Origin of the sequence: Modestobacter sp. VKM Ac-2986 (assembly GCF_026967795.1) — a bacterium.
Classification (GTDB): Bacteria; Actinomycetota; Actinomycetes; order Mycobacteriales; family Geodermatophilaceae; genus Modestobacter.
In genome coordinates this window covers 608,939-633,670 of sequence record NZ_JAPVBH010000001.1, presented here as the reverse complement: position 1 = coordinate 633,670, position 24,732 = coordinate 608,939, and the positions used below count along the sequence as shown (strand labels likewise).

Genomic DNA, 24,732 nt, shown 5'->3' with positions numbered 1-24,732 from the left:
GCATGGTCGAGGCATGACCGCGCTCAAGGTGCTCTTCATCGGCGGGACCGGGATCATCAGCTCGGCGTGCGCCCGGCTGGCGGTGGAGCGCGGCATCGAGCTGCACCTCCTCAAGAGGAACCGGTCCTCGCTCCGGCCGGTGCCCGAGGGTGTCGTCGTCCACGAGGGCGACGTCCGGGACGCCGACAGCGTCCGGCGGGCGCTGGGCGGCCAGGACTTCGACGTCGTCGTCGACTGGGTGGCGTTCACCCCGGAGCACGTGCAGACCGACGTCGACCTGTTCACCGGCCGCACCGGTCAGTACGTGTTCATCAGCTCGGCGTCGGCGTACCAGACCCCGCCGCTGCGGCTGCCGATCACCGAGTCCACGCCGCTGCGCAACCCGTTCTGGGCCTACTCGCGGGACAAGATCGCCTGCGAGGACCTCCTGGTGTCCGCGTACCGCGACAGCGCCTTCCCGGTGACGATCGTGCGGCCCTCGCACACCTACGACGCGGCGACGATCCCCCTCGACGGGGGCTGGACCGTCATCGACCGGCTGCGCCGGGGCGCGGAGGTCGTGGTGCCCGGCGACGGCACGTCACTGTGGACGCTCACCCACAACACCGACTTCGCCCGTGGGTTCGTCGGCCTCCTCGGCCGGTCGGAGACCCTCGGCGAGGCCTTCCACCTCACCTCCGACGAGGCGATCACCTGGGACCGGATCACCACGCTGCTGGCCCGGGCGGCCGGCGTCGAGCCCCGGCTGGTGCACGTCCCCTCCGACGCGATCGCCGCGGTCGACCCCGAGTGGGGTGCCGGGCTGCTCGGCGACAAGGCGCACTCGGCGGTCTTCGACAACTCGAAGGTGCGCGACCTCGTGCCGGACTCCGCGGCGCGGGTGCCCTTCGAGCAGGGCGCGCGGGAGATCGTCGAGTGGCACGACGCCCACCCCGAGCACCAGGTCGTCGACGCCCGGATGGACGCGCTGATGGACCGCCTGGTCGAGGCGTACCGCCCTCGCCCGCTCTGACCCCGACGGTTCCGCGGAACCGCCTGGGCCTCGGTCACGTCAGGCGGTTCCGCGAAACCGCCTGTGAGCTCAGTGGTGCCAGACGAGCACGAGCAGGACGTCGCCTGCCGCGGACTCCCACCGGCCGGCGGTGGGCGTCGTCCCGGGCCCCAGGTCAGTGCAGCGGTGCGCCCGCCAGGCTGACGCCATGGACTACTCCGATGGAAGTTGGGGCGACGGACTGACCTCCTCGGGGGCACTCGAGCCGCAGACTGAGCACGTGAGCTGGTTCGGAGATCACAGCCAAGCTGATGACCTTGAGGGTGTCGGCGTCACGGAGGCTGATTCGACAGTGTCTCTGGGACGACCGCCAGCGGCCGGTTGCCGGTGCGGCTGCGGGGAGCAGGTCGGGCGGGGCGCCCTCTATCGACCAGGGCACGACGCCCGGCACGCTTCGCGGATCGGCCGGGCGATGATCGCGGCAGGCACAGAGGACCAGTCCTTGCTGGCCGCGCTGCCCAGCGAGGCACTGCGCGCAAAGGCCCGGGCGATGCTGGACCGGTCCGCGTCGCGCTGCCCGCAGCACCCGGTCACGCGCCGCAGTTCCTCGCCGGCTACGCCCGCTGGGCGGCCAGAGGCGTTGCCGGCGGTGACGGCTGCTGGCCCTGGCACGTGGCACGACCTCGATCCGACGACGAGGGCCGCCTGGCCGGTGGCAACAGCGGCCTGGGCTCAGAAGACCGAGACCGTCCTGGAGGGGGTTGCAGCCAACTTCGGCGGCTGGATCACCTACGAGCAACTCGCGCAGCAGTTGTTCGACGAGACCGGCTACCGGACCCGGATGCTCCTGGGCCAGTGGATCGGCCAGGTACTCGGACCGGTGCAGGACGCCACGCTCACCGATGGCAAACCCCCGCTGTCTTCACTGGTCGTGGGGGCGGCGACCGGCGGAGTGGGCGACGGATACGTCAACCACGAACACCCCGAGGGCTTCGCGTCGTCCACCGAGCGGCAGCACGCAGCTGCCGTCGACCGCCTCACTTGTTACCGCACCTACTGCGATCACGTGCCCGCGGACGCAGCACCACGGATGACGGCGCTCTACCTCGCGAAGCAGCGACTCCGGCAGTAGTCCGCCCTTCTTCCCAAGCGGCTGCCCTGCACCCAACGCGATCACACTGCGACCACAACGGCTCCGCGGGCGCCACGGATGCCTCCGAGAGCGCCTAGGAGAAGACAGGTCCAGTTGCACGAGCCAGCTCCGCGGCTCGTGACGCTGGTCGACCGCATCGACTGTGCGATCAGCGGGGCTCCCCGACCGCTCGGAGGCCGATGAGTGCACTCTCGACGCATCTCGCCGATCACGGAGCGGGCAAGGCACACGCGCGGTGGGCCCCGTGGGGATCGAACCCACAACCCGCGGATTAAAAGTCCGCTGCTCTGCCAGTTGAGCTAGAGGCCCGGCCCGCTCAGTGTCCCAGAGTCACAGCACGGTGATCAGCAGGACGACGACAGCGGTGAGCACCAGGCTGAGCAGCAACGAGCCGAGGCAGCCCAGCCGGTTGGAGAAGAGGAGGAACACCGCCCCCTCCTGCCCGCCCGGCCGACGGCACAACCGCGGTCAGCCAGCGCACACCCGGCCGAGCAGGTCCTGCAGCAGCCCGCGCTGCGCGTCGTCCAGCGGCAGCGGCACAGCGATCGGCGCCCCCTCCCCCACCGACACGAGCAGCGGGAAGAGGAACGGCTGCTTGGTCTCGGCCAGCGCGTGCGGCTCGCAGGTCGCGGGCCGGAAGGTCACCGGCAGGCGCAGCTCGCCGTCCTCCAGCGTCGCGGGCAGGGTGGCCGACAGCACCGGCTCCAGCACCACGCTGCGCTGCAGCGCCGTCACCTCCACCGGCTCGGACCCGGCCGCGCGGGTGAGCACCACCTCGCCGGTGACCGTGTCGCCCGCAGCCACCAGCCCCTGCACGGACACCGGGGCCGCCGAGGTCACCGCCTCCACGGCGCACTGCTCGGCGTGCACGTCGGCCAGCACCGGCCCGGCCAGCGGCACCCGCACCTGCTCCGCCGGCCCGCCGTCCCGGGAGACGGTCAGCAGCGCGGCCACCGGGTCGGGGGACGCCGAGCAGACGACGGCACCGAACCGGGCGGCGAGGTCGTACCTGCGCCCGGGCGCGAACTCCTGGGTCAGCTCCCGGGCCGGCCGGACGGTGAACCCCGGCGAGTCCAGCTGCACCGACGTGACCGTGAACGGCGCCGTCCCGCTGTTGGTCAGCCGCACCTGGAAGCCGTCGCCGAGCGCCACGTCGCTGCGGTGCCGGAACGACTCCGCGGCCATGCCGGGGAGCTCCGGCAAGGCCGCCGGCGCGGGCTCGTCGCCCGCGCCGGCGCACCCGGCGAGCAGCAGGGCCACCACCACCCACCCCGCGCCGCCCCGCACGGACGGCAGCGTAAGTGCGGTCAGCTCACTTCGAGACGTGCCGGTTGGGCAGCCGCCCGAACACCCGGCCGGCCTCGTACTTGACCTCGAGCTTCTCCTGCGCCGACGCCGTCGGGCCGCGCCGCGGCTCGCCGTTGTCCAGGGCGAAGGCCGAGCCGTGCCACGGGCAGACGAGGCAGTCCGAGCCGCGCACCTTCTCCACCGTGCCCTCGGACAGCGGCCCGCCGACGTGGGCGCACGCGTCGATGAACGCGTCGACGGTCAGCCCGCGGCGGACGACGACCAGCGCGACCGGCGCCCCCTGGCCCTCCCCGGTGCGCTGCGTGGGCCGGCCCTCGGGCAGGTCGTCGAGCGGGCCGAGGTCGATCCAGTCGGTGGTGAGCCGGCGCGCCTCGACGACGGCGTGGTTCGCCCCGGAGGACTGCGCGTAGGACATGTGCCCGCCCACCGCCGCCGAGCCGCTCGCGACCAGCAGCCCGCTGTAGGACAGCACCCGGCCCAGCGTGCCGTTGCCCTTCTTCCGGGCCACGAGGGACCCGACGTACAGGCCCAGGGCGGCCACGTTGCTCACCGCGTGCAGGCCACCGAGCCGCCGCACGGCGTCGTCCTGCTCCGACCAGTCGGCCGCACCGGCGAGGGCCGCGGGCACGCTGCCGGCCACCCCGGCGCCGATCATCGCGGTGGCGGCCGGGCGGGTCGCCGGCACCAGGTCCAGCAGACCGGCCGACAGCCAGGTGCCCACCGGCACCATGGCCAGGATCGGGTGCAGCGGGTGGCCCAGCCACGTGCCGTGCAGCACGTCCTTGAACGCCTGGGGCCGCAGCACCTTGTCCACCGCCGCCCGCGCGGCCTCCAGCTGCTTGTCGAACGAGGGCACCTCGGAGAGGCGGTCCAGCACACCGAACAGGCTCATGGGCGCTCCCTTACCCGTTGCGCGTGAGCAGAACCGGTCAGGACGCCGCGCCCCAGTCCGTGCCCTCGGCCAGCAGCGCGATCGCGGCGGCACCGATCGCGTCGACGTCGGCGGCCACCCGTTCCACCAGCTCGAGCGCGCCGACGTCCGCCGGTCGGGCGCACAGCAGCCCGACGAGCCGGTCGGCCGCCGCGGCGAGCCGCTCCCGCCCGGGGAGCACGGCGTCGTCGGGATCCGCCTGGACGCCCGGCCAGGGCAGCCCGGCCTCGGCGCACAGCACGGGCAGCCGGCGCAGCAGCGCGGCGGCCGTGGCGGCGGTGCGCCACGCGGCGCCCTCGACCAGCGGCGGCGGGCAGCCCAGGGCCGCCTCGGCCCAGCGGAGCAGCCCCAGCACCTCCGACCACAGCACGTCGGAGACGACGTCGTCGGCCGGGCCGCCGTCGGGGGACCGGTGGGCGCGCACGAGCACACCTCCCACTGTCGGGTCGTAGAGCCAGGGTCGCCGGGGGCTGCTGGTCATGGCCGCACCCTGCCGGGCCGACCCGGCAACTCCCTGACAGTCACCTGTGATCTGCACGTGACCACGCTCCGTGAGCGACGTCACCGTGTGTGCGGGCGGCTCACCGGGAATACACAGCTCGCCGGGGGTATTGCTGCCGGAGCATGGCCTTGCCAGCCACGCTGGTGTCCCACCCGTCCGTCGAGGAGAACCCGTGACCTGCCCGTCCCTGCTCCGCCGCCCCGCTCTGTCGGGTGTGGCACGCGAGCACCGGGACGACGTCACCACGGTCCTCCAGCGCGGCCGGCAGCTGCTCGCCCCGCTGCGGGCCCGCCTGCACCAGGACGACGCCGGCGCGCAGTTCGTCCGCTTCGTCGTCGTCGGCGGGGTCTCCAGCGCCCTCTACGCCGTCATGTTCATCGCCCTCGGCGGCCTGGGCGACCAGACCGCGAACCTGGTCGGTGCGATCACCTCCACCCTGGTGGCCAACGAGATGCACCGGCGGCTGACCTTCCACGCCGGGCAGCAGGTCTCGTTCCTCACCGCGCAGTGGGAGGGCGGCGGACTGGCCGCCATCGGCCTGGTCGCCACGTCCCTGGCCCTCGCCGGGGTGCACACGCTGGTCGGCGACGTCGGCACGGTCGCCCAGCTCGGCCTGATCGCCGCGGTCACCGGCGCGATCGGCCTGGTGCGCTTCATCGCCCTGCGCAGCTGGGTCTTCACCAGCAGCGCCTCGCGTCCCTGACCCCGGCGACCTCCCCCGCCGGCGACCGCCGCGCCCCTACGCTGCCGGCATGTCGATCCCGCACCGGTACGCCACCCGGACCCTCGTGGGCGCTGCCGCCGGCGTGCTGCTCCTGCTGCCGCTGACCGCCTGCAGCTCGCAGAACGTCTCCTGCTCCGGCCAGCAGTGCACCGCGACGTTGAGCGGTTCCGGCGCCGAGGCCACCTTCTTCGGCACCGACCTGGCGTTCGCCGGCACGCAGGACGGCCGGGCCAGCGTCTCCGTCGGCGGGGTCAGCTACTCCTGCGGGCAGGGCGAGAGCGTCACCGCCGGGCCGCTGACGCTGACCTGCACCACCGTCACCGAGGACTCCCTGGAGATCACCGCCGCCCTGAGCTGAGCCGCTCAGCCGGCGTCGACCACCTCGACGACCACGCGCGAGGGACCGGTCAGGGAGTACACGCGGAACGGCGCGGTCCCGTCGGTGCCGATCCAGGCCACCGCCGTGCCCTCGAACGTCGCGTCGTAGACGACGCCGGCGACGTGCTCGGTGCCGGAGACGGGCACCGCGCCGCGCGGCACCTCCTCCGCGCCGGTCTCGTAGGGGTAGCTCACCCCCTGCAGCGTCACCTGGAGCGCCGCCTCGCCCGGGACGTCGACGGGGTCCCCACTGCCCTGGGCGACCGGGCCGTCGACGTACTCCACGCGCCAGCCCGGCGTGCCGCTGCCGGCCAGCTCGAACACGACCCGGTCGTGGCCCTCCTGACGGGCGGCCCGGACGGCGGTGACGGTCAGCCCCGCCGGGTCCACGGCCTCGGCGACGTCGGGCTGGGTGTCTGCGGGCCGGTCGTCGGCGGGGGCGGTGGCGGACGGCGACGGCCCGCTGGGTGCTGCCGACGACGGCGCCAGCTCGCTGTTGGCCGTCGTCGAGGCCGGCGCGCTGCTGGGGGCCGACGGTGCGCCGACCGAGCTCGCCGCGTCGACGGTGCCGGTCGCACCACCGCACCCGGCGAGGAGGGCGACGGCCACGACGACACCGGCGGCACGCACCGGTCGGGAGGACGGGGAGGCGGTCACGGGCCGATGCTGGCACGCAGCGGGCCGGCCCCGGCGCCGCCGCGCGGGGGCGCCGGACACCTCCCCCACGGCACGCCCGGGAGGGGGTGCACGAACGGTCCACGCACTCATGTATGGTTCTCCCTGCCTCCAGCGAGCACGAGCCCTCATCGTCTAGTGGTCCAGGACGCCGCCCTTTCAAGGCGGTAGCACGGGTTCGAACCCCGTTGGGGGCACGCACCACGAGTTCCACAGTCTGGCCCTGTAGCGCAGTTGGTTAGCGCGCCGCCCTGTCACGGCGGAGGTCGCGGGTTCGAGTCCCGTCAGGGTCGCCATCCGGTGTCCGGCTCACGCCGGCTCGCCGGGAGGGGCAGGTAGCTCAGTCGGTACGAGCGCTCGCCTGAAAAGTGAGAGGTCGGCGGTTCGACCCCGCCCCTGCCCACCCGAACAGCACGACGACGGGGCGCCACGCGATCAGCGTGGCGCCCCGTTCTCGTCCCCGGCCCGTGTGCTCGTCCCGGCCCGGACGCCACACGGGGCGCCGCGCGGTCTGCGCGGCGCCCCGTGGTCGGTCAGCGACCGCCGGAGCCCTTCCCGGTGCGGTGACGGGCCTTGCCTGCCGCCCGCGCGAGGTCCTGGGAGATCACGGTGTACTCCGGCTCGGCCTGGTGGTCGTCGTCGAAGAGCAGGGCAGCACCCTCACCCGGGAAGACGCCCGGGATCCAGGAGTTGCTGTCGGCGACGCCCCAGACGGTGCAGGAGACGCAGCGCTCGATTGCGGCACCCGCGACACGCCGGAGGCCCCACGAGGGTGCACACCCCAGGTACTTCCTGTGCAGCACCCAGGGAGTTCGCAGGATCGCGGTCCAGGGTCGGGGCATGACCACGACCACCTCGTCCGCCGCCAGCTCCCGGACCCAGTTGACCCGGCCCGACGGGAGCGCCCTGCGGGTGCTGGTCGTCGACGACGAGCCCTCCATCTGCGAGCTGCTGTCGATGGCGCTGCGGTACGAGGGCTGGGACGTGCGCACGGCGGCCGACGGCACCGAGGCGGTGCGCACCGCCCGCGACTTCCGCCCCGACGCGGTCGTCCTCGACGTCATGCTGCCGGACATGGACGGCCTGGAGGTGCTGCGCCGGCTGCGCGCGGACACCCCGCTGGTCCCGGTGGTCTTCCTGACCGCCAAGGACGCCCTCGAGGACCGCATCGCCGGCCTCACCGCCGGCGGGGACGACTACGTCACCAAGCCGTTCAGCCTGGAGGAGGTCGCCGCCCGGCTGCGCGGGCTGCTGCGCCGCACCAGCCGGGCCGTCACCGACGACGGACTGCTCGTCGTGGGCGACCTGACGCTGGACGAGGAGAGCCACGAGGTCACCCGGGGCGGTGCCGACATCCGGCTCACCGCGACCGAGTTCGAGCTGCTGCGCTACCTGATGCGCAACCCCAAGCGGGTACTGTCCAAGGCCCAGATCCTCGACCGGGTGTGGCAGTACGACTTCGGCGGCCAGGGCAACATCGTCGAGCTCTACATCTCCTACCTGCGCCGCAAGATCGACGCCGGCCGCACGCCGATGATCCACACGCTCCGCGGCGCCGGGTACGTGATCAAGCCGGCCGCCTGACGTCTACGATCCCGCGGTGACCCGCGGACGCACCCGGTCGCGCCGCTCGCTGCGGACCCGGCTCCTCGTCGCCTCCGTCGTCCCGCTGGTGGTGGTGCTCGCCCTGGTCGGGGTCGTGTCGGTCGCCGCGCTGCGGCACCAGCTCACCGCCCAGGTCGACACCCGGCTGGAGGCTGCCACCGACCGCTCCCGCGACTACTCCGCCCGCCCCGGGCCGGGGTTCCCGCGACCCTGGTTCCAGGACGACGGCGGTGGCCGCGGTCCGGCGTTCCTGGGTGCCCGCGGGCAGGGCGAGGGGACGCTGGGGGCGACGGTCACCGACGGGGTCTGCACCTCGGCCGGGGTGCTGGGCGCCCGCGGCCAGCTGATCGAGCTCGGCGACGCCCAGCGGACGGTGCTGGCCGGGCTGCCCGCCGACGAGGAGCCGGTCACCGTCGACCTGGGCGGCGACCTCGGCAGCTACCGGCTGGTCGCCGACCCCTCCCCCGCCGGGGTCGTGCTGGTGACCGGGCTGCCGCTGCGCGGCACCACCGACGCCGTCCGCAACCTGGTCCTGGTCGAGGTGCTCGCCGGGCTGCTGGCCCTGCTCGCGGCCGCCGGGACCGCGGTGGTGGTGGTCCGCCGCACGTTGCAGCCGCTGGACCGGGTCGCGGCCACCGCCACCCGGGTGTCGGAGCTGCCGCTGGCCAGCGGGGAGGTGGAGCTCGCCGAGCGGGTGCCGCCCGAGGACACCGACCCGCGCACCGAGATCGGCCAGGTGGGCACGGCGCTGAACCGGATGCTGGACCACGTGGAGGGCTCGCTGGCCGCCCGCCAGGCGTCCGAGACCCGGGTCCGGCAGTTCGTCGCCGACGCCAGCCACGAGCTGCGCACCCCGCTGGCCTCGATCCGCGGGTACGCCGAGCTGGTCCGCCGCACCGGCGGCGACGTCTCCCCCGACGTCGGCCGGGCGATGGGCCGGGTGGAGTCCGAGGCGCTGCGGATGCAGGAGCTGGTCGAGGAGCTGCTGCTGCTGGCCCGCCTGGACGCCGGGCGCGAGCTGACCCGCGAGGACGTCGACCTGACCGCGCTGGTGGTCGACACCGTCAGCGACGCGCACGCCGCGGGCACCGGGCACTCCTGGCAGGTCGACCTGCCCGACACCCCGGTCGTCGTGCCCGGCGACCCGGCCCGGCTGCACCAGGTGCTGGCGAACCTGCTGACCAACGTCCGCAGCCACACCCCCGAGGGGACGACGGCGACCGTGCGGCTGCGCGCCGAGGACGGCGGGGCGGTGCTACAGGTGGTCGACGACGGGCCGGGCGTGCCGCCGGCGCTGCGGGCGCACGTGTTCGAGCGGTTCGCCCGCGGTGACGCCTCCCGGTCCCGCGCGGCCGGGAGCACCGGGCTGGGCCTGGCGATCGTCGAGGCGGTGGTGACCGCGCACGGCGGCCGGGTGGAGCTGGACAGCGAGCCGGGCCGCACGGTGTTCACCGTCCGGCTGCCCGCTGCGAGCAGCTGACCTCAGGCCGGCACGTGGTCGGCGGCCACCTGCTCGTAGACCTGGGCGTGCACCCGACGCACCGCGGCCCGCTGCTCGGACCGCCAGGCGGGGTCGACCCGCCCCGGCGCCGGGCGGGTCAGCGCTGCCACCACCGCGGAGGTGAGCGAGGCGGCGTCCAGCCCCGCCTGCGGGTCGTTGCCGTACAGGACGACGTCGGACCACTGCTGGCCCTGCCAGCCGCCGGCGGGCACCACCGCGCGCGTGCCGGCGTCGCGGCACAGCTCGACCCAGCCCGAGTGCGACCCGCCCCACCACGGCAGCACCGAGACGTGCAGCTCCTGCAGGTGCCGCACCCAGCCGGCCGGCCCGGGCTCCCAGCTGCGGGCCACCTCCAGCTGGCCGTCCCCGGCCAGCTCCAGCAGCTCGGGCAACCGGGCCGCGAGGTCGACGTCGGGGTGGACGTCGACGCGCAGCCGGCCGCCCCCGGACACCGCACCGGACAGCGTCGCGCGGACCAGCTCCAGCGGGTCGTGCACCTGCGGGCCGAGCCGGTCCAGGTGCAGCCCGACCAGCCGGGTCTCGCGGCCGACGCCCGGCGTGGGCGGGGCCAGCGACGGGTGGGCGACGACGATCGCCGTGCGCCCGAAGCGGTCGGCGATCTCGTCGGCGGCGCCCGGGGTCAGGGTGAGCACCACCTCGGCGGTGGCCAGCAGCGCCCGCAGGTGGTTGCGGTGCCGGGCGGGCATCAGCGTGCCCTCGGCGTCCTCCCGCGGGACGAGGTCGTGCACGGTCACCACGAGCGGGACGTCGCTGCACCGGACGGCCGCCGTCCAGGCGTCCATCTCCGGCACCGTCAGGTGGTCGTAGCCGCCGTGCAGGTGCAGCACGTCGACGTCGGCGGCGTGCGCCAGCAGGTGGTCGGGGTCCAGCCAGGGGCTGGGCGAGGTCTCCGGGCCGACCCGGACGACGCCGGCGGGCAGCACGGCGTCGAGGTACGGGCTCGCGAACGGGACGGTCGCGACCCGGACGGGTCGCGGCCTGCGCTCCTCGGGCACTGCGCTCACGCGGTCCTACGCCTCCTGCGGTCGAGCACTGCGACACGGCAGGGGCGGTGCTCTCGAGATGGGTTGTGGTCGATCGACCTCCCCCTACCCGGGTCGGCGTGCCCCAACCGAGGGGAGGGCCGCCGTCACCCGACCGGGTGGACGACCGTGTCGGACGGGGACGCCGGCGGCGGCGCTCGTTACCGTCCGGGCGGCCGCTCACCGCAGGCAGTGGCCCGGACGGGGTCGGAGGACGCGTGGGCGAGCACGGCGACCAGCAGCTCCCCGGTGCGGCGGTGCCCACGACCGACGCGGCGCCGCCGGGCCCGCGCCGCCCCCGGGGCCCCTGGCCGACCGTCACGGCCCTGGTCCTCGTCCTGCTGGTGGGTGCCGGGACGGCGCTGGTCCTCCTCCAGCGCGAGGACCCGGTCCTCCTGGGCGGCCGCTACGTGACCGACCCCGCCGCGGTGCTGGCCGACGCCGACCGGGCGCTGGCCGGCTACGTCGACGGGCGCAACGGAGTCCGGGCCGAGGACAGCCGCTGCTGGTTCGAGCGGACCGCGCCCGAGGTCGACGACGTGCGCGACGCGCTGCTGTGCGGCCCGGTCCTCTTCGTCGACGGGGACCCCGCCCGGACCTGGCTCCGCTTCCCGGTGACCGCCGCGCCGGACGGCGGCGACGTCCGGCTCTCCGTCGCCGCCCTGCCCGCGGACGCCGCACCCGACCGGCCGGCCGACCCCGGGCTGCTGCGCCGGCCCGGCGGCGGACGCCCGCCGGGGGACGCAGCCGGGCTCCGGGTGCCCCCGCCGCTGCGGGCCGAGCCGGGTCACACCGCCGTCGGGCCGTTCCCCGGCGTCACGTACCGCCTCCCGGAGGGCCCCAGCCGGCTGTCCGGGCCCGCGGCCGCGGTGACGGTGACCGGGCTGGCCGCCCCGGAGCGGGTCGGCACCGGTGACGCCGCGCGGCGCCCGGCCGAGGGCGAGCAGTTCCTCGCCGTCACCTACACCGTCGAGGACGGCGAGGGCCGCTCGACGACCCCGCCCGCGGTGTCGTACCAGGTGGCCGGGGCCGAGCCCGTCCCCGTGCCCGGGTGGCTCATCGCCCCGGGGACCACCGTCGAGGCCCTGGTGTCGGTCCCGGCCGGCGACAGCTCCGCCGCCCTGGTCGTGGTGGACGACGGGGTGGAGCAGCGGCTGTCCCTGCACACCGGGGACCCCGGCGAGGAGAACCTGCAGGTGCTGGCCCGGGTGAACCGCGAGGTCGACCTGGACGCCACGCAGCAGCTGGTCGGCACCGTGAGCGCACCCGGCTTCGTCCCCGCAGAGCTCCCGTTCACCGTGTCGGTCGCCCGCGCGACCCTGCAGTGGTCCGCCGGACCGGACGGCACGGCGCGACCCCGGGACGTCACGCGGGCGTTCCTGGTGGTCGAGGCCCGCATGTCCGTGACCGGCTCGCCGCCGGGCGGCATGCCCGTCGAGCACCTCCGCCTCACCCTGCCCGACGGGTCCGTGGTGCGGCCGGTCGACCTCGACGACGACCCGGCGTACTCGCTGCCCGCGTTCGACGTCCCCGCCGACCTGACCCAGGCGGTGATCGGTGTCGGGGGTGCGTCGACCTCCCCCGACGGCGCGGTCGTGGACCTCGGGAGCGCCCGGGCGTCCTTCCGCCTCACCGTCCCGGCCGGCTGACCCGGGCGAGCTGGTCGGTCCCGCGCCACGCCGACCAGCCGCAGGAGTCGCCATGTCGACCGCCGTCAAGTGGCGCATGTCCCCGCAGATCCGGGTCCGGCTTCGGTGACTTCTGCCCCGCGTCGCCGGGGACGCCGACCGCTCCCCGGCTCTAGCGTCGCGACATGCTCTCGACGCTCTTGGTCATCGCCGGTGTGCTCGGAGGGCTGCTCGTGCTGCTCACCCTGATCGTGCACCTGTCCGCCCGGCCGGCGACCCGGGTGCACACGACCGGCGCCCGGACGGCGTCCTGGGTGGCCGACGCCGGGCAGCCGCACCCGGACACCTGGTCACCGATGTCGGCCACCGGCACCCAGAGCCGCGTCGTCCGCTGAGCTCCGCGGGCGGTCCCGCTAGGCTCCGGCCGATGACCAGCGACGCGCCTGCGCTGCAGGTCTACCCGATCGGGCAGCTCATCGGCGTGCGCGCGGTCGTCGACCAGTTCGACGTCCGGGTCGGTGCCGGCCTGCACAGCCTCACCGCCGCCGACTTCGGCGTGTGGGCGATGGCCCACGGCCCGGCCGACCACGTGCCCCGGCCCTGGACGCCGGCGGCGCTGGCCGAGCAGGCCGCCGCGGTCGGGCTGACCGGGTTCCCCGAGCGGCTGGCCCGGCTGGAGGCCGACGGCCTGGTCGCGCTCGCCGCACCCGGCACGCCCTCGGCCCGCGAGCTCGCCGAGCGGGTGCGGATGGTGCCGCTGGTGCTCGGCCTGGGCAACAGCGCCCAGGCGCCGGACGTCTACTCGGTCGGCCTGCCCGGCCGACCGCTGGCCGTGCTGTCGGCGGCCGCCTACGACCTCTTCGAGTGGGCGCACATGGAGACCAGCCTGTGGCGGGCCTGCGAGGGCGCGGCCGAGACCGCCGCCCGGGTGGGCATCGCCGATCCGCAGTCCACCGAGCCCGAGGGGCTGCTGACCTCGCTGCTGGAGGACCTGCACCGGCTGCTGACGCCCAACGCCGTCTGCCTGGACACCTGGGCGGTCGACTGATGCCCGCCCCGCACGACGAGCCGCTGGTCCTCCCGCTGGGCCACCCGATGGGCCCCTTCCACGCCTCCCGCGGCGAGGCGCCCAGCTACTGGGTGGTGCGGCTGGGCTGGGACAGCCCGCTGCTGCACGACCGGGCCACCGCCGACGTCTGGGCCCTGGCCCACGGCCTCCCCGACCGCGTGCACGGCACCCCGTGGACCCGGTCGGCCCTCCGCGCGGCCGCCGCCGAGGCCGGCCTCCCCGACCTCGACGAGCGGCTGGACGGCCTGGTCGCCCGCGGGCTGGTCGCCGAGGTCGCCCCCGGCACGGACGCCGCCGAGCAGTTCGCCCGCACCCACCGGGTCCAGTCGCTGCTGCTGGGCCTGGGCGCCCAGCCCGACTCCCCCGGGGTCGACGGCATCGGCCTGCTGGGCCGCCCGCCGCTGGCCCGGGTGCGGCCGGACACCTACGAGCTCTGGCAGTGGGGGCACCTGTGGCCCACGCTGTTCGACGCGGCCGCGGGCCTGGCCGAGATGGCCGCCCAGGCGCCGGGTGCCACCGCCGCGGAGACCGACCCGGCCGCGGTGCTGGACCGGGTGTTCCGGCAGCTGCACACCCTGCTGTCGGGCAACGCCGTCTACCTGGACCGCTCCCTCGCCGTCGCCGACGCCGCCCGCACCTCCGCCGGCGGCTGAGCGGCGCTCAGGCCAGCTCGGCCCGGTCGCCGTCCACCCGGACGTGCCCCTCGGCGGCCAGCTTGACCAGCGTCGCCCGGGTCGACTGCGCCGCCGCCGGCAGCACGGCCGGGACGACGCCCGGGTACACGGCCGCGACCAGCTCCGGCACGGTGCGCGGGGCCACGGCCAGCAGGGCCAGCAGCTGCGCCTCCCGGTGCGCCCGGTGGTCGAGGAGGTGGCGCAGCACGGCCGAGGGGTCGACGGTCAGCTCCGGCCCGTGCCCGCAGTACAGCGCGGCCGGGCCCAGGTCGTGCAGCCGGCGCAGCGAGTCCAGGTACGCCAGCAGGTCGCCCTCGGGATGGCTGACCACCGAGGTGCCGCGGCCGAGCACCGCGTCCCCGGTCAGCACCGCCCCGGAGGCCAGCCGGAAGGCCAGGTGGTCGGCGGTGTGCCCGGGCGTGGGGACGACGTCCAGCGTCGTCCCGGCCAGGCGCAGGCGCTCGCCGGCCACCAGCAGCCGCCCGCCGGACCCGGTCACGGCGGGCGAGGCCGCGGCCACCGGCGCGCCGAAGTGCCGGCCCCAGGGGCGGGCCGCGGTGGCGTGGTCGCCGTGGTGGTGGGTGACCAGCACCGCCACCACCCGGGCACCGCGGGCGGCGAGCGCCGCCTCGACCGCGACCAGGTGCGCGGGGTCGTCGGGACCGGGGTCGACCACGACCGCCTGTCCCGACCCCGGCTCGCCGACCAGGTGGGTGTTGGTGCCGTCCAGCGTCATCGGCGAGGCGTTGGGCGCCAGCACCCGGGTGACCAGGGGCTCGGGGTCGGCGACCGGCGCCATCGTCCCGGGAGCGGGCAGGCCCCAGCTGCTGCGTGGGTCCACCGGCGCGCTCACGGACGGCACGGTAACGCCGTCGCAGGCACGGCCGCCGTCCGCCCGGCCACGTAGCGTCGACCCCATGCGCGCACCCGCGACCCTGCTCAAGGCCGGCCTGACCGCCACCGCCGCCCTCGTCCTGCTGACCGCCTGCGGCGGATCGGAGGAGGAGGCCACCGACGCCGCGGCCTCCCCCGCACCGGCCTCCAGCTCGGCTCCGGCCTCCAGCTCGGCGGCGTCGTCCGGCTCGGCGGCCCCCAGCTCCAGCGCTGCCGCCTCCGGCGGGTCCGACGACCCGGCGGTGCGGGCCTTCTGCGACCAGGCCGGCCAGGCCCTCACCCAGGTCAGCCAGAGCCTGGAGTCCCCCGACGCCACCCAGGTCGGCCCGGCCCTGGAGAAGGCGGTCACCGACCTCGAGGCCGTCCAGGCCCCGGCGGAGATCAGCGGCGACTGGGACGCCGCCAAGCGGCTGTTCGCCGGCCTCCGCGACGCCGTGCAGGGCGTGGACCTCAACACCGCGGAGGGCCAGGCGGCCGTGCAGGCCGAGGCGACCCGGCTGCAGGCCGAGACCGGCGAGGCCCAGACCCGGCTCGACGCCTGGACCAGCGAGAACTGCGGGGCCTGAGACCGTCGGCCCGGGCGCCTGCGACAGGGCGCCCGGGTCGCCTCAGCAGCCGCGGATGGTGATCCCCCGCGCCCGCAGCCACGGCACCGGGTCGACCTGACCGCCGTACATCATGCCGTTGGGGTGCACCTCGAAGTGCAGGTGCGGGCCGGTGGACTGGCCGCGGTTGCCCACCTCGGCGATGCGCTCACCGGCGCGCACCCTCTCGCCGTCGGCCACGAAGTGCCGGTTCACGTGCCCGTAGACGGTGATCGCGCCGTCGTCGCCGCGGATGTACACCGCCAGCCCGAACCCGGTGGCCGGCCCGGCCCGCTCGACGACGCCGGTCGCGGCGGCGTAGATGGGCGTCCCGATCGGCGCGGCGATGTCGACCCCGTAGTGCGTGACGCCCCAGCGGGCGCCGTAGCAGCTGCTGGTGCGGCCGACCGCCGGGCGGACGTAGCCCGAGCCGCCGTCGTCCGGCGCGGCCCCGCTGCCGGTGTCGCCGGTGTCCGCGGCGTCCTCCTCGGTCGAGGCCTCCGCCGCCGCAGCCGCCCGGGCCCGCCGGTCGTCCTCCTCGGCCTGCGCGCGGATCCGCGCCTCCTCCTCCTGCCGGGCCTTCTCCTCCGCGGCCTTCTGCGCCTGCCAGGCCTGGAAGGCGTTGCGGGCGCCCTGCAGCTCCAGCAGCCGCACCTCGGCGTCCTGCAGCTGCTGGTCCAGCTGCGCCTTCTGCTCGGCGGCCTGGGTCAGCGCGGCCTGCTGGGCGGCCAGCTGCTCGTCGGCGGCCACCTTGGCGGCCTCGGCGGCGGCCTCGGCGGCGGCCTTGTCGTCCCGGGCGTCCCGGGCGGCGGCGTCCGCGGCGGCCTGCTGCACGCGGGAGTCCTCGAGCATCCCCAGGACGTCGACCTGGTGGTCGCCGACGTAGTCCAGGATCGCGGCCTTCTCGATCAGCTCGGCCGGGCCGTCGGCGTCGAGCAGGGCCATCTCGCTGGTGAGCTCGGAGCCGTTCTTGTAGGTGTCGCGGGAGAAGTCGGCGATCCGGGCCTGCGAGGCGGTCACGGCCTCGGCGGCGGCCTGCAGGTCGCGGGCGGCCTGCTGGGCGGCGGCCTCGGCCAGCTGCCGGGCCTCCTCCGCCGCGAGGTAGGCGGTGCCGGCGGCCTCGGCCTGGAACTGCACCTGCTCCAGCCGCGCCTCGGCGTCGGCCACCAGCCCGGTGATCCGGGCGACCTCCGCGGTGGCGGCGGCCTGGGTCGCCGCCGCGCCCTCCAGCTGCTCGTCGGAGGGGTTGACCGGGTCAGCCCACGCGGTGCCCCCGCCGGCGCCCAGCACGGCGGTCACGGTGGCGGCGGCGACCAGCCCGCCGGAGACCGTCCGGGCCAGCCACCGGGACGCACGCGACAGCCGGCCGGGGGCCGGGCACCGGGGTGCCGGGGACGGACGCAGCACGAGCTGCGGCATGGTGGCTCCTGGGGAAGAGGTGCCTGCGGACGAGCTCCCGCAGGTGGACTCCTCCGAGGGTCGCACCGACCCCACCCGTCCCCAAGGCAACACGCGGCGCAGTTGTCACATGACCCACCGCAGTCAAGATCGCGGTTCGCGCCCCAGCTCCTCGGCCAGCCGGGTCAGCTCGTCGCCGCCGGCCATCATCGTGGTCAGCTCCTCGCGGCTGACCTCGCCCTTCGCGAAGTCACCCAGGCTGCGCCCGCGGTTGAGCAGCAGGAAGCGGTCGCCCACCGGGTGCGCGTGGTGTGGGTTGTGGGTGATGAACACGACGCCCAGCCCCTGGTCGCGCGCCCGGGCGATGTAGCGCAGCACCACCCCGGCCTGCTTGACCCCCAGCGCCGAGGTCGGCTCGTCGAGGATGAGCACCCGGGCACCGAAGTGCACGGCCCGGGCGATCGCCACCGACTGGCGCTCACCCCCGGACAGCGTGCCCACGGGCTGGTCGACGTCCCGGACGTCGATGCCCATCGCGGCCAGCTCGCGCCGGGTGACGTCCTTGGCCGTCGCGCTGTCGAACCGGCGGAACGGGCCCCAGCCGGTGGTCGGCTCCGACCCGAGGAAGAAGTTCCGCCAGATCGCCATCAGCGGGATCATCGCCAGGTCCTGGTAGACCGTCGCGATCCCGGCGTCCAGCGCCTCCCGGGGGGCACCGAAGCGCACCGGGGCGCCGTCGAGCAGCAGCTCGCCCCGCGTCGGCCGGTGCACCCCGGACAGCACCTTGATCAGCGTGGACTTGCCCGCGCCGTTGTCGCCCAGCACGCAGGTGACCTGCCCGGCCCGCACGGTGGTGGAGATGCCGTCCAGGGCGATGACCGAGCCGAAGTCCTTGCCGATCTCGCGCAGCTCCAGCAGGGGAGCGCCCGCGGCGCCCGAGGCGGTGCTCATCGACGGGCCGCCTCGGCGTAGCGGCGGACGGCCCGGTTGCTCAGCACGGCCAGCAGCAGCATCGCGCCGAGGAAGAAGTAGAACCAGTCGGCGTCCCAGCGCAGGTAGACGATCCCCTGCTGGGTCATGCCGAACACCAGCGCCCCGAGCGCGGCCCCGATCGCCGAGCCGAAGCCACCGGTGAGCAGGCAGCCGCCGATGACCGCCGCGACGATGTAGATCAGCTCCTGGCCGGTGCCGGTGTTGGCCTGCACCGAGGTGAGCCGGACGGCGGTGATGGACCCGACCAGCCAGGCCGCGCCGGCCGTGGTCATGAACAGCGCGATCGTCGTGCGCGCGGCCGGCACGCCCACGTTGCGGCTGGCGACCTCGTCACCGCCGGTGGCGAAGACCCAGTTGCCGAACCGGGTGCGCAGCAGCACCCAGGTCGCCACCGCGGTGGCCAGCAGCCACCACACGATCGCGATGCGGAACTGCTGGCCGAACAGGCTGAACGTGGAGGCCAGCACCAGCTCGGCCGAGTGGTAGCCCGGCGCCTCGGCGATGCCGCGCACCTGGACCGTGCCGGTGAACAGCTTGGTCAGCCCGAGGTTCAGGCCCTGGAGCATCAGGAAGGTCGCCAGCGTGATGATGAAGCTGGGCAGCCCCGTGCGGGTCACCAGCCAGCCGTTGAGGGCGCCGATGGCCAGCGCCAGCACCCCGGCCACGGCGATGGCCACCCAGATGGCCTGCCCGAACCGGACGGCGACGATCCCGACGGTCAGCGCGGTCGTGCCGGTCAGCACGCCGGCCGACAGGTCGAAGTGCCCGCCGATCATCAGCAGGGCGACCGCGACCGCCATGATGCCCAGCGTCGAGGCGACGTCGAGCCAGTTCGCGATCCCGCTCAGCGACCGGAAGACCTGGCTCTGCGCGGAGAAGAACACCAGGATGACGACCGCACCGATCAGCGACCCGAGCTCGGGCTTGACCAGCAGCCGGCGCCACAGGCCGACGGCGGCGACCCGCTCGTCGGCGCGCGCCGGCCGGCCCACCGGCGCCTCGCGGGTGGCGCTCAGCGGGTGCCCGCCGAGGCCAGGTCGGCGATCGCGTCGACGTTCTCGGCGTCGACGATCCCGGGGCCGGTGAGCACCGCCCGGCCGCCGCCGACGGTGTTGAGGTTCTGCGCGTAGAGCTTGAGCATCACGACCGGCAGGTAGCCCTGCTCGTACTGCTGCTGGTCGACGGCGAAGGAGACCGTGCCGGCCTGGATGGCGGCGATGACGTCGCCGTTGAGGTCGAAGGTGGCGATCTCGGCGGTGGACCCGGCGTCGGAGGCGGCCGAGGCGGCGATCGGGGCGACGGCGGAGTTCAGCGTGAGGACGGCGTCGATCGAGGCGTCGGCCTGCAGCTGCGAGGTGATCGTGGACTGCGCGCCCTGCAGGTCGTTGATGTCGACCTGCAGCAGCCGGACGTCGGTGCCCAGGCCCTGCGAGGCGCCGTCGCAGCGCTGCTCGAGGCCGATGTTGCCCGCCTCGTGGACGACGCAGAGGACGTTCCTGCGCCCCTCGGCGGCCAGCCGCTGCCCGGCACCCTGACCGGCGATCGTCTCGTCCTGGCCGACGTGGCCGATCGCGCCGAACTCGACGGACCGGTCGGCGCCGGAGTTGATGGTGACCACGGGGATGCCGGCCGTGCGCGCCGCGGCCAGCGAGTCCTGCAGCGCGTCGGGGTTGGCCATCGAGACCACGATGCCGTCGACGTCCTGGTTGACCGCGGCCTCGATGAGCTGGGACTGCCGCTGCGGGTCGCCGTCGCTCTGGTAGTCCACGCCCACGCCGAGGTCCTCGCCGGCCGCCAACGCGCCCTTCTGCACGACGTCCCAGAAGGCGTCACCGGCCGAGCCGTGGGTGACGACGGCGAACTGCAGGTCGCCGTCCGCGGCGCCACCGCCCGCGCTCGGGGCGGCTGCGGTGGTCTCGCCCTCACCGCCGGAGTTCTCGGTGGAGCAGCCCAGGAGCACCAGGGGTGCCGCGAGGGTGAGTGCCAGCAGCCGCTTGCGTCGAGCCATGATGTGCCTGTCCTCCTGTGTGGCGGCGCAGCGCTGCCCCGCTGGTCCCCTCCCCGGCGACCCCGACCAGGGTCACGACGGGGGAAGTGTGCGGCACCGGCGTGCGCCGGCGCCTGTCGTCAGCCCCCGATCATGCCCGGCGCGCCCTGCGATCGCGGCACGGACTCCCTGACCCGACCTGCGCGTCGTCCCAGGACGCCCTCCCGCGGGCGCGCAGGGGGCCTCGTGGGCGCCACCTACGCTGGCCGGGTGGACGTGATGGGCTCAGGGCACGAACAGGTCGTCTTCTGCTCCGACCCGGGGTCGGGGCTGCGCGCGGTGATCGCGATCTACTCCACCGCGCTCGGGCCGGCGCTGGGCGGGACCCGCTTCTTCCCCTACGCCTCCGAGGAGGCGGCGGTGACCGACGCGCTGGCCCTGTCCAAGGCGATGGCCTACAAGAACAGCCTCGCCGGGCTGGACCTGGGCGGGGGCAAGGGCGTCATCATCGGCGACCCGCGCACCGACAAGACCGAGGCGCTGCTGCGCGCCTACGGCCGGTTCGTGGAGAGCCTGGGCGGGCGCTACCTCACCGCCTGCGACGTGGGCACCTACAACGCCGACCTGGACGTCGTGGCCCGGGAGACCCGGTTCGCGCACGGCCGGTCGGAGGCCCTCGGCGGGTGCGGCGACTCCTCGGTGCTCACCGCCGCCGGTGTCTTCCAGGGCATGCGGGCCGCGGCACAGCACCGCTGGGGCTCCCCCTCGCTGGCCGGCCGCACCGTCGCGGTCGCCGGCGTGGGCAAGGTCGGCTCGCACCTGGTCGACCTGGTCGTGGCCGACGGCGCCTCCGCCGTGGTCACCGACGTCGACCGGGCCGCCGTGGACCGCGTGCTGGCCCGCCATCCCGCCGTGACCGCCGTGGCCGACACCGCGACCCTGGTCCGCACCCCGCACGACGTCTACGCGCCCTGCGCACTCGGCGGCGCCCTGGACGACGAGACCGTCGCGGTCCTGCCCGCGCAGATCGTGTGCGGCGGGGCGAACAACCAGCTGCCGCACGCAGGGACGGCGGAGCTGCTGCGGGCCCGCGGGGTCCTGTACGCGCCGGACTACCTGGTGAACGCCGGCGGGGTGATCCAGGTCGAGGACGAGCGGCACGGGTTCTCCTTCGCCCGCGCCGAGGCCCGGACGGCGACGGTCTTCGACATCGCCCGGCAGGTGTTCGCCACCGCCGACGCCGAGGGCGTCTCCCCCGCCGTGGCCGCCGACCGGCTCGCCGAGGAGCGGATGCGCTCGGTGGGCCGGCTCGCGACCATCCGTCTCCCCCGCTGACGGACCCCCTCGCCCCCACCGGCGAGGGGGCGAGACGCCCTCCGATCGTGAGACGACGGTCACGGAACACCCCCTGGAGAGGGGGCTCGGGGGAGGGACGCGTGCCCGTGACCGATCCGTGTCGTAAGCTGCCTCCAGGACACAGTCACTCAGTCGGGGTCGCCACACGGGCCGTCCAGCCCAGTGCTGGACGACGACCCGCACTCCGTCACGAGGGGGTCGAGCCATGGGGCGCGGCCGAGCGAAGGCCAAGCAGACACGCGTGGCCCGTGAGCTCAAGTACAGCTCACCCAACACCGATCTGACGGCACTCCAGCGTGAACTCGCTGGGCAGCCGTCGTCGTTCCCGACCCGTGCGCCGAAGGACGACGACGACGAGGACGAGCCCCAGGCCGAGACCTGGCTGGGGGACGACGAGGACGACGACTGGGCTGCCACCGGTCGTTGACCTCGAGGTCGACACACGTTCCACCGCGACACCGCTGCCCCTCCCGGGTGCAGCGGTGTTCTCGCGTGCTCACCGCCCGGCCCCGGCCGGGTACGTCGAGGAGCCCCGGCACCAGTGGTGCCAGGGCTCCTCGACGTGCCGCGCGTTCAGCCGCTGAGGCCGCCGTGCCGGGCCCGGCACGCGGCCTGCCTCAGATGTAGGAGCCGACCAGCCGGGCCGAGGCGGCACCGTCGGACGCCGACAGCGTGCCGGCGACCCAGGCGGGCACCCCACGGCCGGCGAGCAGGGCCAGGGCCGCGTCGGCCTGGTCGGGTGCGACCGCGGCGACCATGCCCACCCCGCAGTTGAAGGCCCGCTCGGACTCCGCGCGGGGCACGCCGTGGGACTCCATCAGCGAGACGGCGGCCGGCAGCGCCCAGGTGCTGCGGTCCAGCACCGCCTCCAACCCGTCGGGGACCACGCGCACGGTGTTGCCGGCCAGCCCGCCGCCGGTGATGTGGGCGAAGGCGTGCACGCCCGACACGCCGAGTTCGGCGACCAGGGCCAGGCAGTCCAGGGCGTAGATGCGGGTGGGCTCGAGCAGCACGTCGCCCAGCGGGCGGTCCAGCCCGGCCGGCGTCCCGGTGAGGTTCAGGCCCGCGCGGTCGACCACCCGGCGCACCAGCGAGTAGCCGTTGGAGTGGAACCCGGAGGAGGCCATCGCGATCACGACGTCGCCGTCCCGGACCCGCTCGGGCCCCAGCACGGAGTCCTCCTCCACCACGCCCACGGCGGTGGCGGCCAGGTCGTAGTCGTCGGCGCCCATCAGGTCGCCGTGCTCGGCGGTCTCCCCGCCCACCAGGGCCGCCCCGGCCAGGGTGCAGCCGGTGGCGATGCCGGTGACGATCGCGGCGATCCGCTCGGGCACCACCCGCCCGCAGGCCACGTAGTCCTGCAGGAACAGCGGCTCGGCGCCGCAGGCCACCAGGTCGTCGACGACCATCGCGACCAGGTCGATGCCCACGGTGTCGTGCCGGTCCAGCGCCCGGGCCAGCGCGATCTTCGTGCCCACGCCGTCGGTCGAGGAGGCCAGCAGCGGGCTGCGGTACCGGGCGACGTCCAGCCGGAACAGCCCGGCGAAGCCGCCCAGCCCGCCGACGACCTCGGGCCGGTTGGTGCGCTCCACCGCCGACCGCATCAGGGTCACCGCGCGCTCGCCGGCGTCGATGTCGACCCCGGAGGCCGCGTAGGTGAACTCGCCGGACCGGTCCTGCTGCGTGCTCACGTTCGAGGGCTCCTGCGGGTCAGGGACGGGTGAGGGCGTCGTCGGCGCCGCCGGGGACGGTCGGGCTGCCGGCCTGGCGCCCGGTCCAGCCGGTGACGGCGGCCGCCTCCTCGGTGAGCGCCCGGCGGCCGATGCCCTCCAGGACGTGCTTGCCCAGCACCGTGGGCTCGGCCAGCGGGATCGGGTACTCGCCGGTGAAGCACGCGGTGCACAGTCGGTTGGCCGGCTGCTCGGTGGCGGCGATCAGGCCCTGCTCGGAGACGTAGGCCAGCGAGTCGGCGTTGATCGAGGCGCGGACGCCGTCGACGTCCAGGCCGTTGGCGACCAGCTCGGCCCGGCTGGCGAAGTCGATGCCGTAGAAGCACGGCCACTTCACCGGCGGGGAGGAGATGCGCACGTGCACCTCGACGGCGCCGGCCTCACGCAGCATGCGCACCAGGGCGCGCTGGGTGTTGCCGCGCACGATGGAGTCGTCGACGACGACCAGCCGCTTGCCGCGGATGACGTCGCGCAGTGGGTTGAGCTTGAGCCGGATGCCCAACTGCCGGATGGTCTGGCTGGGCTGGATGAACGTGCGCCCCACGTAGGAGTTCTTGACCAGGCCCAGCCCGTAGGGGATGCCCGAGGCCTCGGCGTACCCGACAGCAGCCGGGGTGCCCGACTCCGGCACCGGGATCACCAGGTCGGCCTCGGCCGGGTGCTCCTTGGCCAGCCGACGGCCGATCTCGACGCGGGCGGCGTGCACGCCGCGGCCGGAGATGGTGGTGTCGGGGCGGGCGAGGTAGACGTACTCGAAGACGCAGCCCTTGGGCTGGCTGTGCGCGAAGTGCTGGCTGCGCAGCCCGTCCTCGTCGATTGCGATGAGCTCGCCGGGCTCGACCTCGCGGACGTAGGAGGCGCCGGTGATGTCCAGCGCCGCGGTCTCGCTGGCCACGACCCAGCCGCGCTCGAGCCGGCCCAGCACCAGCGGGCGCACGCCCTGCGGGTCGCGCGCGGCGTAGAGCGTGTGCTCGTCCATGAACGTCAGGCTGAACGCGCCGCGGAGCCGGGGCAGCACCTCCATCGCGGCCGCCTCGACCGACATGTCGGGCTTGGCCGCGATCAGCGAGGTGATCAGGTCGGAGTCGGTGGTCGCGGCGAACGCCCCGCTCACGCCCTCGTCGGCGGCTGCACTGGCCAGCTCGGCGGTGTTGACCAGGTTGCCGTTGTGACAGAGCGCCAGCCCTGTCCCGGCACCCGTGGTGCGGAACGTGGGCTGGGCGTTCTCCCACGTGGAGGCACCGGTCGTGGAGTAGCGGGTGTGCCCGACGGCGATGTGGCCGCGCAGGCTGCCCAGGGTCGGCTCGTCGAACACCTGGCTGACCAGGCCGAGGTCCTTGTAGACCACGACGGAGGAGCCGTCGGACACCGCGATGCCGGCCGCCTCCTGACCGCGGTGCTGGAGGGCGTAGAGGCCGAAGTACGTGAGCTTCGAGACCTCCTCGCCGGGTGCCCAGACGCCGAAGACACCACAGGCGTCCTGGGGGCCGGGGTCCTGGGGGTCGAGGTCGTGCGTCAGCCGTCCATCACCGCGGGGCACCCGGTGAGCGTACCGGCTCAGCCGACCTCCCCCGGGTGTGAGTCGTCACCCGGACAGGACGGTCACGT

Annotated in this window: 26 protein-coding genes and 4 tRNA genes; 16 read left to right on the top strand and 14 right to left on the bottom strand. The window is 75.1% G+C overall.

Features of this window, described 5'->3' with window-relative positions; all coding sequences use genetic code 11:
- Nucleotides 1–13: 13 nt before the first annotated feature.
- Together O2W14_RS03090 and O2W14_RS03085 are read left to right on the top strand one after the other, a co-directional pair.
- Nucleotides 14–1,012, top strand: a complete 999-nt coding sequence (locus O2W14_RS03090) for an SDR family oxidoreductase (RefSeq protein WP_269174622.1) — start codon at nucleotides 14–16, stop codon at nucleotides 1,010–1,012.
- Between the two features lie 481 nt (nucleotides 1,013–1,493).
- Entirely contained in the window at nucleotides 1,494–2,123 is a 630-nt protein-coding gene (locus O2W14_RS03085) for a hypothetical protein (RefSeq protein WP_269174621.1), read from the top strand.
- Between the two features lie 257 nt (nucleotides 2,124–2,380).
- Here the strand turns inward: O2W14_RS03085 and O2W14_RS03080 are convergent.
- From O2W14_RS03080 to O2W14_RS03065, 4 genes are all read right to left on the bottom strand, one after another.
- Nucleotides 2,381–2,453: transfer RNA gene (locus tag O2W14_RS03080), tRNA-Lys, on the bottom strand.
- Between the two features lie 159 nt (nucleotides 2,454–2,612).
- Nucleotides 2,613–3,431, bottom strand: coding sequence for a hypothetical protein (locus tag O2W14_RS03075; protein WP_269174620.1), 819 nt, complete (start codon nucleotides 3,429–3,431; stop codon nucleotides 2,613–2,615).
- 25 nt (nucleotides 3,432–3,456) lie between these two features.
- Nucleotides 3,457–4,344 (bottom strand): Rieske 2Fe-2S domain-containing protein, encoded by an 888-nt coding sequence (locus O2W14_RS03070; protein ID WP_269174619.1) that lies wholly within the window; start codon nucleotides 4,342–4,344, stop codon nucleotides 3,457–3,459.
- 37 nt (nucleotides 4,345–4,381) lie between these two features.
- Nucleotides 4,382–4,864: a hypothetical protein gene (locus O2W14_RS03065; RefSeq protein WP_269174618.1), complete on the bottom strand. Its 483-nt coding sequence runs from the start codon at nucleotides 4,862–4,864 to the stop codon at nucleotides 4,382–4,384.
- A 193-nt stretch (nucleotides 4,865–5,057) separates the two neighbouring features.
- Here O2W14_RS03065 and O2W14_RS03060 point away from each other — a divergent pair, with 193 nt between their 5' ends.
- Together O2W14_RS03060 and O2W14_RS03055 are read left to right on the top strand one after the other, a co-directional pair.
- Complete coding sequence (locus O2W14_RS03060; RefSeq protein WP_269174617.1) at nucleotides 5,058–5,588, top strand: GtrA family protein; 531 nt, start codon at nucleotides 5,058–5,060, stop codon at nucleotides 5,586–5,588.
- Between the two features lie 49 nt (nucleotides 5,589–5,637).
- Nucleotides 5,638–5,967 carry a hypothetical protein gene (locus tag O2W14_RS03055; protein ID WP_269174616.1) on the top strand — a complete coding sequence of 110 codons (330 nt, stop codon included), beginning with the start codon at nucleotides 5,638–5,640 and terminating at the stop codon, nucleotides 5,965–5,967.
- Between the two features lie 5 nt (nucleotides 5,968–5,972).
- Here O2W14_RS03055 and O2W14_RS03050 read toward each other — a convergent pair whose 3' ends face one another.
- On the bottom strand, nucleotides 5,973–6,644 hold the full coding sequence (locus O2W14_RS03050; RefSeq protein WP_269174615.1) for an AMIN-like domain-containing (lipo)protein: 672 nt from the start codon (nucleotides 6,642–6,644) through the stop codon (nucleotides 5,973–5,975).
- 142 nt (nucleotides 6,645–6,786) lie between these two features.
- Between O2W14_RS03050 and O2W14_RS03045 the strand changes: the two genes are divergently transcribed.
- The 3 genes from O2W14_RS03045 (at nucleotide 6,787) to O2W14_RS03035 (ending at nucleotide 7,065) form a co-directional block, all read left to right on the top strand.
- Nucleotides 6,787–6,859, top strand: a tRNA-Glu gene (locus tag O2W14_RS03045).
- Between the two features lie 22 nt (nucleotides 6,860–6,881).
- Nucleotides 6,882–6,958, top strand: a tRNA-Asp gene (locus O2W14_RS03040).
- 33 nt (nucleotides 6,959–6,991) lie between these two features.
- A tRNA-Phe gene (locus O2W14_RS03035) sits at nucleotides 6,992–7,065 on the top strand.
- Nucleotides 7,066–7,195: 130 nt separating this feature from the next.
- Here O2W14_RS03035 and O2W14_RS03030 read toward each other — a convergent pair.
- Nucleotides 7,196–7,504: an endo-1,4-beta-xylanase gene (locus O2W14_RS03030; RefSeq protein WP_269174614.1), complete on the bottom strand. Its 309-nt coding sequence runs from the start codon at nucleotides 7,502–7,504 to the stop codon at nucleotides 7,196–7,198.
- Here O2W14_RS03030 and O2W14_RS03025 point away from each other — a divergent pair.
- A complete protein-coding gene (locus O2W14_RS03025; protein ID WP_269174613.1) occupies nucleotides 7,503–8,246 on the top strand; it encodes a response regulator transcription factor in 744 nt (247 codons plus the stop codon). The two genes, O2W14_RS03030 and O2W14_RS03025, sit on opposite strands and share 2 nt — an antisense overlap.
- 16 nt (nucleotides 8,247–8,262) lie before the next feature.
- On the top strand, nucleotides 8,263–9,747 hold the full coding sequence (locus tag O2W14_RS03020; RefSeq protein ID WP_269174612.1) for a sensor histidine kinase: 1,485 nt from the start codon (nucleotides 8,263–8,265) through the stop codon (nucleotides 9,745–9,747).
- A gap of 2 nt (nucleotides 9,748–9,749) precedes the next feature.
- Here O2W14_RS03020 and O2W14_RS03015 read toward each other — a convergent pair whose 3' ends face one another.
- Nucleotides 9,750–10,793, bottom strand: coding sequence for a glycosyltransferase (locus tag O2W14_RS03015; RefSeq protein ID WP_269174611.1), 1,044 nt, complete (start codon nucleotides 10,791–10,793; stop codon nucleotides 9,750–9,752).
- 236 nt (nucleotides 10,794–11,029) lie between these two features.
- Between O2W14_RS03015 and O2W14_RS03010 the strand changes: the two genes are divergently transcribed.
- The 4 genes from O2W14_RS03010 (at nucleotide 11,030) to O2W14_RS02995 (ending at nucleotide 14,161) form a co-directional block, all read left to right on the top strand.
- The gene (locus O2W14_RS03010) at nucleotides 11,030–12,460 is read left to right on the top strand and encodes a hypothetical protein (protein ID WP_269174610.1); all 1,431 of its coding nucleotides are present in this window, start codon (nucleotides 11,030–11,032) and stop codon (nucleotides 12,458–12,460) included.
- Between the two features lie 164 nt (nucleotides 12,461–12,624).
- Nucleotides 12,625–12,834, top strand: a complete 210-nt coding sequence (locus tag O2W14_RS03005; protein ID WP_269174609.1) for a hypothetical protein — start codon at nucleotides 12,625–12,627, stop codon at nucleotides 12,832–12,834.
- Nucleotides 12,835–12,866: 32 nt separating this feature from the next.
- Nucleotides 12,867–13,487 (top strand): hypothetical protein, encoded by a 621-nt coding sequence (locus O2W14_RS03000; protein ID WP_269174608.1) that lies wholly within the window; start codon nucleotides 12,867–12,869, stop codon nucleotides 13,485–13,487.
- Nucleotides 13,487–14,161, top strand: coding sequence for a hypothetical protein (locus O2W14_RS02995; protein ID WP_269174607.1), 675 nt, complete (start codon nucleotides 13,487–13,489; stop codon nucleotides 14,159–14,161). The genes O2W14_RS03000 and O2W14_RS02995 overlap by 1 nt, the downstream gene beginning before the upstream one ends.
- A 7-nt stretch (nucleotides 14,162–14,168) precedes the next feature.
- Here O2W14_RS02995 and O2W14_RS02990 read toward each other — a convergent pair whose 3' ends face one another.
- A complete protein-coding gene (locus O2W14_RS02990; protein ID WP_269174606.1) occupies nucleotides 14,169–15,035 on the bottom strand; it encodes an MBL fold metallo-hydrolase in 867 nt (288 codons plus the stop codon).
- Between the two features lie 64 nt (nucleotides 15,036–15,099).
- Here O2W14_RS02990 and O2W14_RS02985 point away from each other — a divergent pair, with 64 nt between their 5' ends.
- A complete protein-coding gene (locus O2W14_RS02985; protein WP_269174605.1) occupies nucleotides 15,100–15,642 on the top strand; it encodes a hypothetical protein in 543 nt (180 codons plus the stop codon).
- 42 nt (nucleotides 15,643–15,684) lie between these two features.
- Here the strand turns inward: O2W14_RS02985 and O2W14_RS02980 are convergent, their stop codons facing one another.
- The 4 genes from O2W14_RS02980 to O2W14_RS02965 all read right to left on the bottom strand — a co-directional run bounded on the left by O2W14_RS02980 (nucleotide 15,685) and on the right by O2W14_RS02965 (nucleotide 20,059).
- Complete coding sequence (locus O2W14_RS02980) at nucleotides 15,685–17,079, bottom strand: M23 family metallopeptidase (RefSeq protein WP_269174604.1); 1,395 nt, start codon at nucleotides 17,077–17,079, stop codon at nucleotides 15,685–15,687.
- A 123-nt stretch (nucleotides 17,080–17,202) separates the two neighbouring features.
- Nucleotides 17,203–18,009, bottom strand: a complete 807-nt coding sequence (locus O2W14_RS02975; protein WP_269174603.1) for an ATP-binding cassette domain-containing protein — start codon at nucleotides 18,007–18,009, stop codon at nucleotides 17,203–17,205.
- Nucleotides 18,006–19,043 carry an ABC transporter permease gene (locus O2W14_RS02970; protein WP_269174602.1) on the bottom strand — a complete coding sequence of 346 codons (1,038 nt, stop codon included), beginning with the start codon at nucleotides 19,041–19,043 and terminating at the stop codon, nucleotides 18,006–18,008. Before O2W14_RS02970 ends, O2W14_RS02975 begins: the two co-directional genes overlap by 4 nt.
- Nucleotides 19,044–19,063: 20 nt before the next feature.
- Complete coding sequence (locus tag O2W14_RS02965) at nucleotides 19,064–20,059, bottom strand: sugar ABC transporter substrate-binding protein (protein WP_269174601.1); 996 nt, start codon at nucleotides 20,057–20,059, stop codon at nucleotides 19,064–19,066.
- Between the two features lie 258 nt (nucleotides 20,060–20,317).
- Here O2W14_RS02965 and O2W14_RS02960 point away from each other — a divergent pair, with 258 nt between their 5' ends.
- Complete coding sequence (locus O2W14_RS02960) at nucleotides 20,318–21,373, top strand: Glu/Leu/Phe/Val family dehydrogenase (RefSeq protein WP_269174822.1); 1,056 nt, start codon at nucleotides 20,318–20,320, stop codon at nucleotides 21,371–21,373.
- Between the two features lie 226 nt (nucleotides 21,374–21,599).
- Nucleotides 21,600–21,821 (top strand): DUF3073 domain-containing protein, encoded by a 222-nt coding sequence (locus tag O2W14_RS02955; protein ID WP_269174600.1) that lies wholly within the window; start codon nucleotides 21,600–21,602, stop codon nucleotides 21,819–21,821.
- A 190-nt stretch (nucleotides 21,822–22,011) separates the two neighbouring features.
- Here the strand turns inward: O2W14_RS02955 and purM are convergent, their stop codons facing one another.
- Entirely contained in the window at nucleotides 22,012–23,085 is a 1,074-nt protein-coding gene (purM, locus tag O2W14_RS02950) for a phosphoribosylformylglycinamidine cyclo-ligase (RefSeq protein WP_269174599.1), read from the bottom strand.
- Between the two features lie 19 nt (nucleotides 23,086–23,104).
- The gene (gene purF / locus O2W14_RS02945; RefSeq protein ID WP_269174598.1) at nucleotides 23,105–24,664 is read right to left on the bottom strand and encodes an amidophosphoribosyltransferase; all 1,560 of its coding nucleotides are present in this window, start codon (nucleotides 24,662–24,664) and stop codon (nucleotides 23,105–23,107) included.
- Nucleotides 24,665–24,732 lie beyond the last annotated feature (68 nt).

Bases quoted from the DNA above. Each gene is read 5' to 3' on its own strand.
- O2W14_RS03090 (WP_269174622.1), top strand. From the start codon at position 14: ATGACCGCGCTCAAGGTGCTCTTCATCGGCGGGACCGGGATCATCAGC.
- O2W14_RS03070 (WP_269174619.1), bottom strand. From the start codon at position 4,344: ATGAGCCTGTTCGGTGTGCTGGACCGCCTCTCCGAGGTGCCCTCGTTC.
- O2W14_RS03065 (WP_269174618.1), bottom strand. From the start codon at position 4,864: ATGACCAGCAGCCCCCGGCGACCCTGGCTCTACGACCCGACAGTGGGA.
- O2W14_RS03055 (WP_269174616.1), top strand. From the start codon at position 5,638: ATGTCGATCCCGCACCGGTACGCCACCCGGACCCTCGTGGGCGCTGCC.
- O2W14_RS03025 (WP_269174613.1), top strand. From the start codon at position 7,503: ATGACCACGACCACCTCGTCCGCCGCCAGCTCCCGGACCCAGTTGACC.
- O2W14_RS03030 (WP_269174614.1), bottom strand. From the start codon at position 7,504: ATGCCCCGACCCTGGACCGCGATCCTGCGAACTCCCTGGGTGCTGCAC.
- O2W14_RS03005 (WP_269174609.1), top strand. From the start codon at position 12,625: ATGCTCTCGACGCTCTTGGTCATCGCCGGTGTGCTCGGAGGGCTGCTC.
- O2W14_RS03000 (WP_269174608.1), top strand. From the start codon at position 12,867: ATGACCAGCGACGCGCCTGCGCTGCAGGTCTACCCGATCGGGCAGCTC.
- O2W14_RS02995 (WP_269174607.1), top strand. From the start codon at position 13,487: ATGCCCGCCCCGCACGACGAGCCGCTGGTCCTCCCGCTGGGCCACCCG.
- O2W14_RS02985 (WP_269174605.1), top strand. From the start codon at position 15,100: ATGCGCGCACCCGCGACCCTGCTCAAGGCCGGCCTGACCGCCACCGCC.
- O2W14_RS02980 (WP_269174604.1), bottom strand. From the start codon at position 17,079: ATGCCGCAGCTCGTGCTGCGTCCGTCCCCGGCACCCCGGTGCCCGGCC.
- O2W14_RS02975 (WP_269174603.1), bottom strand. From the start codon at position 18,009: ATGAGCACCGCCTCGGGCGCCGCGGGCGCTCCCCTGCTGGAGCTGCGC.
- O2W14_RS02965 (WP_269174601.1), bottom strand. From the start codon at position 20,059: ATGGCTCGACGCAAGCGGCTGCTGGCACTCACCCTCGCGGCACCCCTG.
- O2W14_RS02960 (WP_269174822.1), top strand. From the start codon at position 20,318: ATGGGCTCAGGGCACGAACAGGTCGTCTTCTGCTCCGACCCGGGGTCG.
- O2W14_RS02955 (WP_269174600.1), top strand. From the start codon at position 21,600: ATGGGGCGCGGCCGAGCGAAGGCCAAGCAGACACGCGTGGCCCGTGAG.